Raw genomic sequence first — 5,905 nt, 5'->3', positions numbered from 1 at the left:
GGCCCGCCCCCTCACCTCCGCGCCGCCACCGAGAGCCGGAAGGCCTCCAGGGCCAGCATGATCTCGATCAGCTCGCGCGGCCGTGACAGCGAACGCGACGTCAGCTGTTCCAGCCGCCGCAACCGGTTCAGCACGGTGTTGCGGTGGCAGTACAGAAGGCCCGCCGCCCGCCCCGCGGACCCTCCGCACTCCAGCCAGGCCTCCAGCGTCCGCACCAGCAGGTCCCGGTCGGCCGGGTCCAGGTCCAGCAGCGGGCCGAAGACACTCGCGACCAGCCGGGCCGCGAGCTCCGGCCGGCTCACCACCAGTGCCGCCGGCAGCCGCTCCTCCAGCCGTACGATCCCGGCCGTGCCCGGGGGGCAGGTCAGCAGCGCAACATCGGCCAGCCGGCGTGCCGATCCCAGCTCGGCCAGCGAGTCCACCACCGGGCTGATCCCGCCCGGACCCGGACACCGCTCCACCATGACCGCGGTGAGTTCGTCCGTACCCCGCTCGCCCAGGGCGACCACCACGATCTCGCAGTCCGCCCGCATCCGCCGGAGGAACGTCATCCCGTCCGCGTCCATGACGGGACGGTCCGGTCCGCCGCCCGTCCGCAGCACCGCCACCGCGTAGCGGCCCTGCTCCGGCAGGCCCAGACCGGCCGCCGCGCGCGCCGCGAGTCCCGGCGCGGACCGGTCCTCGAGGAGGGCGTCGAGCAGCGCCTGGACCCGTTCGTCACTGCGCCGCTGCATGTCATCGCTCCGTTCCGCAGCCGGGCCGCTCATGGCTCGTGACGATGCCACCCGCCGCGAGGCGTGCGACAGCGGATCACGCGCCTCTGTGCGCGTGCACAACCGCACCCTTCGAACGCTGGTCAGCCGCAGCGATTGCGCCGCGGACCGTGGACGCGCGGCCCGCCCCCTGCTGGTCTGTGGCACCACAACGACCAGTCGGAAGGAGGAGGACGCATGGCAACGCTCGAGATCCGCGAACTGTCCGTGGGCTACGGCCCGGTACGGGCACTGCGCGACGTCTCCGTCGACGTGCCGGCCGGCGCGATCACCGCGGTGCTCGGCGGCAACGGCGCCGGCAAGACCACGCTGCTGCGGGCCGTGTCGCGGACCCTCGGCTTCCACCGCGGGACGGGCACGGGCACCATCCGCTTCGACGGCGTGCCCCTGGACGGGCTGCGCCCCGCCCAGGTGGTGGCCGCAGGAGTGATCCAGGTGCCGGAGGGGCGACAGGTGTTCGCCCGGATGACGGTGGCGGACAACCTGCGGGCCGGTGCACTCGGAGCCCGGGGCGGGCGCAAGGAAACGACCGCGGCGCTCTCACGCGTACACGAGCTGTTCCCCGTCCTCGCCCAGCGAGCCCACCAGCGTGCCGGGCTGCTGTCCGGCGGGGAACAGCAGATGCTGGCGATGGGACGGGCCCTGATGGCCGGACCCCGCCTGCTCCTGCTCGACGAGCCGTCCCTCGGCCTCGCGCCGCTGATGGCCGCCAGGATCGCCGAGACGATCCAGGAGATCAACGCGGCGGGCACCTCCGTCATGCTCGTCGAGCAGAACGCGGCGATCGCGCTCAGGCTCGCCTCCACCGCGTACGTCCTGGACGTCGGCGAGGTCGCCATCGAGGGCCCGGCCGACGAACTCGCCGCTTCCGACGAGGTACGCCGCCGCTATCTGGGCGTCGTCGACGAGGAGGCGGCCGAGGTCGCGCGGCAGGCCGTCGGCGGACCCTCACGCACCCTGAGCAGGTGGTCCGCGTGACCACCGCTCCCGCCACCACGGCCCCCGTCACCGCCCCGGCCGCCCTCGCCGTCCGCGACGTGACCGTACGCTTCGCCGGGCTCACCGCCCTCGACGCGGTCTCGTTCACCGTCGAACCCGGCAGCGTGCACGCCGTCATCGGACCCAACGGCGCCGGCAAGTCCACCACCTTCAACGTGCTCTCCGGCGTCTACCGCGCCACCTCCGGCACGGTGCACCTCGGCTCGACCGAACTCACCGGCCTCGCCCCGCACAAGATCGCCGGCCTCGGCGTCGCGCGCACCTTCCAGAACCTGGCGCTGCCCCCGCACGCCACCGTCGCCGACAGCCTGCTGCTCGGCCGGCACCGCCTCACCCGCGCCGGCTTCCTCGCCAGCGGACTGCGGCTGCCGTCGGCGGCCCGCGAAGCGCGGCGCCACCGCGAACGGGTCCGCGAGATCGCCGAGTTCATCGGCCTGGACAAGGAGCTGGAGCGGCCCGCCGGTGCGCTCCCGTACGGGAAGCAGAAGCTCGTGGAGCTCGGCCGCGCGCTCTGCATGGAGCCGCAGGTGCTGCTGCTCGACGAGCCCATCGCCGGCATGACGGCCGACGAACGCCGTCGCGTCGCGGCCGTGGTCGCGGACGTACGCGACAGCCTCGGCATCTCCATCGTGCTCGTCGAACACGACATGGGCGTGGTGATGCGGCTCGCGGACGCCGTGACCGTACTCGACTTCGGACGAAGGATCGCGGGCGGCACCCCCGCCGAGGTCCAGAACGATCCGGCCGTCGTCCAGGCCTACTTGGGGACACAGGAATGACCACCTTCATCGAACTCCTCCTCGGCGGACTCTCCATCGGATCGGTCTACGCACTGATCGCGCTCGGCTTCGTCGTCATCTTCAAGGCCACCGAGGTCGTCAACTTCGCCCACGCCTCCCTCCTGCTGGCGGGCGGATACGTCACCGCCGTCCTGCACGACGACATCGGCTTCTGGCCGGCGCTCGGCGTCGGCATCGCGGGCGCCGCGGTCGTCGGCTCCGCCGTCGAGTTCTTCGTGATGCGCCGCTACCGGGGCAGCGACCACAGCGTCCTGGCCATCGTCACCATCGGCGTCGACATCCTCATCACCACGGAACTCACCCGGCAGATGGGCACCGAGGTCCTGTCGCTCGGCGACCCGTGGGGGGACGACGTCGTCACCATCGGCGGGGTCACCCTGGCCGAGACCCGCATCGCGGCCTTCGTCGTCGCGGGGCTGCTCATCACGGTGTTCCTGCTCGCGTTCCGCTACACCTCGTGGGGCGTATCGATGCGGGCCGCAGCCGAGAACCCGCAGACCGCGGCCCTGATGGGCATCAAGCTGGGCAGGGTGTCCCTGTCGGCCTGGGCGGTCGCCGGGGCACTCGCCGCGGTCGCCGCGCTCTTCCTCACCGTCTTCCCCACCCCGGGCCTCGAACGGGCCACCTCCTTCGCGGCGCTCAAGGCGTTCCCGGCCGCGATCCTCGGCGGCCTCGACTCGACGACGGGCGCGCTGGTCGGAGGGCTCATCGTCGGAGTCACCGAGTCACTCGCCACCGGCTACCAGAGCGATCTCTCCTTCCTGGGACGTGGCATCGGAGACCTCGCGCCCTATCTCGTGATGGTGATCGTCCTGCTCATCCGGCCCGCGGGACTCTTCGGTACGAAGGAGCTGGCCCGTGTCTGAAACCGTCAAGGACGCCGGGACGCCCGCCGAAGCCGGCGTCCCGCAGGCCCCCGTGCCGCCCGGCGCGGGGACGTCCCTCACCGGAAGGCTGCGGCACCCCCGCACCTACCTGTGGCTCGCCGGCTCCGTCCTGCTCCTCGTGTTCCCGTTCTACCTGGACCGCTTCTGGCTCCAGGCCGGGCTCTTCGCGATGGCTGCGGCGATCGGGGCGATCGGCCTCAACCTCCTCACCGGCAGCACCGGCCAGCTCTCCATGGGCCACGCCTTCTTCCTCGCCGTGGGGGCGTACAGCTACTGCATCCTGGCCGGTGAGAGCAGCACCGAGAACGGCCACGAACTCTCCGGCCTGGGCCTGCCCACCTGGCTCGCGGCGGTCCTCGCCGTCCTGCTGGCGGGCGCGGTGGGCGGACTGTTCAGCCCGATCGCGGGCCGGCTGCGCGGCGCGTACCTGGGTATCGCCACGCTCGCGCTGATCTTCATCGGCCAGCACGTGCTGTTCAACGCGGGCTCCCTCACCGGCGGTTTCAACGGCCGTGCGGTGCCCCCGCTCTCACTGTTCGGGTTCACCTTCGACGACACCGAGGTGATCGTCGCCGCGGTGCCCTTCCAGTCCTCCGAGAAGCTCTGGTACGTGGGACTGCTCGCCCTCGCCCTGAGCGGGCTCTTCGCCCGCGGTGTGCTGCGCGGCAGGCCCGGCCGGGCGCTCAACGCCATCCGCGACCACCGGATCGCCGCGGGCGTGATGGGCGTGCCGGTGGCCAAGTACCGGGCGGGGGTCTTCGTCCTCTCCTCGATGTACGCGGGCCTCGCAGGTGTCCTGCTCGCGCTGGTCTTCCAGCGGACCGTGCCGGAGTACTTCGGCATGGTCCTGTCCCTCGAGTACCTCGCCATGATCGTCATCGGCGGGCTCGGCAGTGTCGCGGGGGCCGTCGTCGGCGCCGCGTTCGTGTCACTGCTCCCGCAGGTGCTCACCCACTACAGCGACTCCCTGCCCCTGGTGTCCGCCCCCGGTACGGGCGGACTCACACCGGGTGAGGCGTCCCGCTATCTGTACGGCGCCGCGGTGGTCGCGGTGGTCCTGTTCCTGCCCGGCGGCCTTACGCGTCTGAAGAATCCAGGGGAGAAGAAATGAAAATGCGTGTGTACGGAGCGGTCCTTGCGGCGCTCACCCTCACCCTCGTCGGGTGCAGCGAGAAGGCCGGGAAGGGGGACGCCGCCGGTACGGACAAGAGCGGCGTGAAGACCGGTGAAGGGGTCACCGACTCCAAGATCACCCTCGGCGCCCTCACCGACATGACCGGGGTGTACGCCTCGCTCGGCAAGAGCGTCACCCAGGCCCAGCAGCTGTGGGTGAAGGAGACCAACGCCGCTGGCGGGATCTGCGACCGGCAGATCGAACTGACCGTCCGCGACCACGGCTACGACCCGCAGAAGGCCATCGCGGCCTACACGGAGCTGGAGCCGGATGTGCTGGGCTTCGCCCAGTTCATCGGTTCCCCGTTCGTCGCCGCCGTCGAGCAGCGCATCGACGGCCAGGACAAGGGCATCGTCCTGCCGCAGGCCTGGTCGGCGAACCTCCTCGGCTCCAAGTACGTCCGGGTCATCGGCGCCACGTACGACGTCGAGACGATCAACCTGGTCGACTTCCTGCTCGACGAGAAGCGCGTCGCCAAGGGCGACAAGATCGGTCACGTCTACTTCGAGGGCGACTACGGCGAGAACGCCCTGGCCGGCTCCAAGTACGCGGCCAAGGAGGCGGGCCTCACCGTCGTCGAGCAGAAGATCAAGCCGACGGACAACGACATGACCGCCCAGGTCTCCGCGCTGAAGCAGGCGGGCGTCAAGGCGATCGTGATCAGCGCCGGACCGCGCCAGGCGGCCTCACTGGTCGGCGTCGCCGCCGCCACGGGCTTCAACGTCCCCGTCGTGGGCAACAACTCGGCCTACGCGCCGCAGCTCCTGGCGACCCAGGCGGGCCCGGCCCTGCAGAAGGACTACTACATCGGTTCCTCCACCCTGCCGATCGGCGACGCGGCGGCGGGCCCGTCCAAGCTCGCCAAGGCGTACGCGGCCCAGTACCCGAAGGACGGCCTCGACAACGGCGTCGTCGCCGGATACAACGCGGCGGCCGTCTTCGGCGAGGCGCTGAAGAAGGCCTGTGAGTCCAAGGACCTGACCCGCGAGGGTGTCGACAAGGCCCTGCTCACCATCAAGGGCTTCGGCAGCGACTTCGGGATCTCGCACGACTTCACCGACCCCGCGGCCCCGTCGACCAACCAGACCGTCATCATGAAGCCGGACGCCAAGACCCCCGGTGGTCTCAAGGTGGTCCGCCCGGCCGAGGTGTCGACGGCCGCGGAGGGCTTCGCGTCCAAGTCCTGATCCCCCCGCCGAACGCGACGACGGGCCCGGCCGCCGAGGCCCGGGCCCTCCGCGCGGAGCCCCATAAACAGGGGTAGGCCACCAG

General features: G+C 71.4%; 6 protein-coding genes. 5 read left to right on the top strand and 1 reads right to left on the bottom strand.

Annotated features, from left to right (window positions below; translation table 11 throughout):
* Window positions 1–11: 11 nt before the first annotated feature.
* The gene (locus tag ACFQ6X_RS35070; RefSeq protein ID WP_383188002.1) at window positions 12–734 is read right to left on the bottom strand and encodes a PucR family transcriptional regulator; all 723 of its coding nucleotides are present in this window, start codon (window positions 732–734) and stop codon (window positions 12–14) included.
* Between the two features lie 216 nt (window positions 735–950).
* Here ACFQ6X_RS35070 and ACFQ6X_RS35065 point away from each other — a divergent pair, with 216 nt between their 5' ends.
* Genes ACFQ6X_RS35065 through ACFQ6X_RS35045 form a run of 5 tightly spaced genes read left to right on the top strand, consistent with a single transcriptional unit; the run spans window position 951 to window position 5,820 of the window.
* Window positions 951–1,751, top strand: coding sequence for an ABC transporter ATP-binding protein (locus ACFQ6X_RS35065; protein WP_383188000.1), 801 nt, complete (start codon window positions 951–953; stop codon window positions 1,749–1,751).
* On the top strand, window positions 1,739–2,551 hold the full coding sequence (locus tag ACFQ6X_RS35060) for an ABC transporter ATP-binding protein (RefSeq protein WP_329205854.1): 813 nt from the start codon (window positions 1,739–1,741) through the stop codon (window positions 2,549–2,551). The genes ACFQ6X_RS35065 and ACFQ6X_RS35060 overlap by 13 nt, the downstream gene beginning before the upstream one ends.
* Window positions 2,548–3,438 (top strand): branched-chain amino acid ABC transporter permease, encoded by an 891-nt coding sequence (locus ACFQ6X_RS35055; protein ID WP_356427735.1) that lies wholly within the window; start codon window positions 2,548–2,550, stop codon window positions 3,436–3,438. The genes ACFQ6X_RS35060 and ACFQ6X_RS35055 overlap by 4 nt, the downstream gene beginning before the upstream one ends.
* On the top strand, window positions 3,431–4,570 hold the full coding sequence (locus ACFQ6X_RS35050; protein WP_383187996.1) for a branched-chain amino acid ABC transporter permease: 1,140 nt from the start codon (window positions 3,431–3,433) through the stop codon (window positions 4,568–4,570). The genes ACFQ6X_RS35055 and ACFQ6X_RS35050 overlap by 8 nt, the downstream gene beginning before the upstream one ends.
* Complete coding sequence (locus ACFQ6X_RS35045; protein WP_383187994.1) at window positions 4,567–5,820, top strand: ABC transporter substrate-binding protein; 1,254 nt, start codon at window positions 4,567–4,569, stop codon at window positions 5,818–5,820. The genes ACFQ6X_RS35050 and ACFQ6X_RS35045 overlap by 4 nt, the downstream gene beginning before the upstream one ends.
* Window positions 5,821–5,905: the final 85 nt, after the last annotated feature.

Source organism: Streptomyces sp. NPDC056452, from assembly GCF_042796085.1.
Lineage (GTDB): Bacteria > Actinomycetota > Actinomycetes > Streptomycetales > Streptomycetaceae > Streptomyces.
This window is presented reverse-complemented; position numbering and strand designations above follow the sequence as displayed.

Coding starts and splice junctions, on each gene's coding strand:
- ACFQ6X_RS35070 (WP_383188002.1), bottom strand. CDS start 734: ATGCAGCGGCGCAGTGACGAACGGGTCCAGGCGCTGCTCGACGCCCTC.
- ACFQ6X_RS35055 (WP_356427735.1), top strand. CDS start 2,548: ATGACCACCTTCATCGAACTCCTCCTCGGCGGACTCTCCATCGGATCG.
- ACFQ6X_RS35045 (WP_383187994.1), top strand. CDS start 4,567: ATGAAAATGCGTGTGTACGGAGCGGTCCTTGCGGCGCTCACCCTCACC.
- ACFQ6X_RS35065 (WP_383188000.1), top strand. CDS start 951: ATGGCAACGCTCGAGATCCGCGAACTGTCCGTGGGCTACGGCCCGGTA.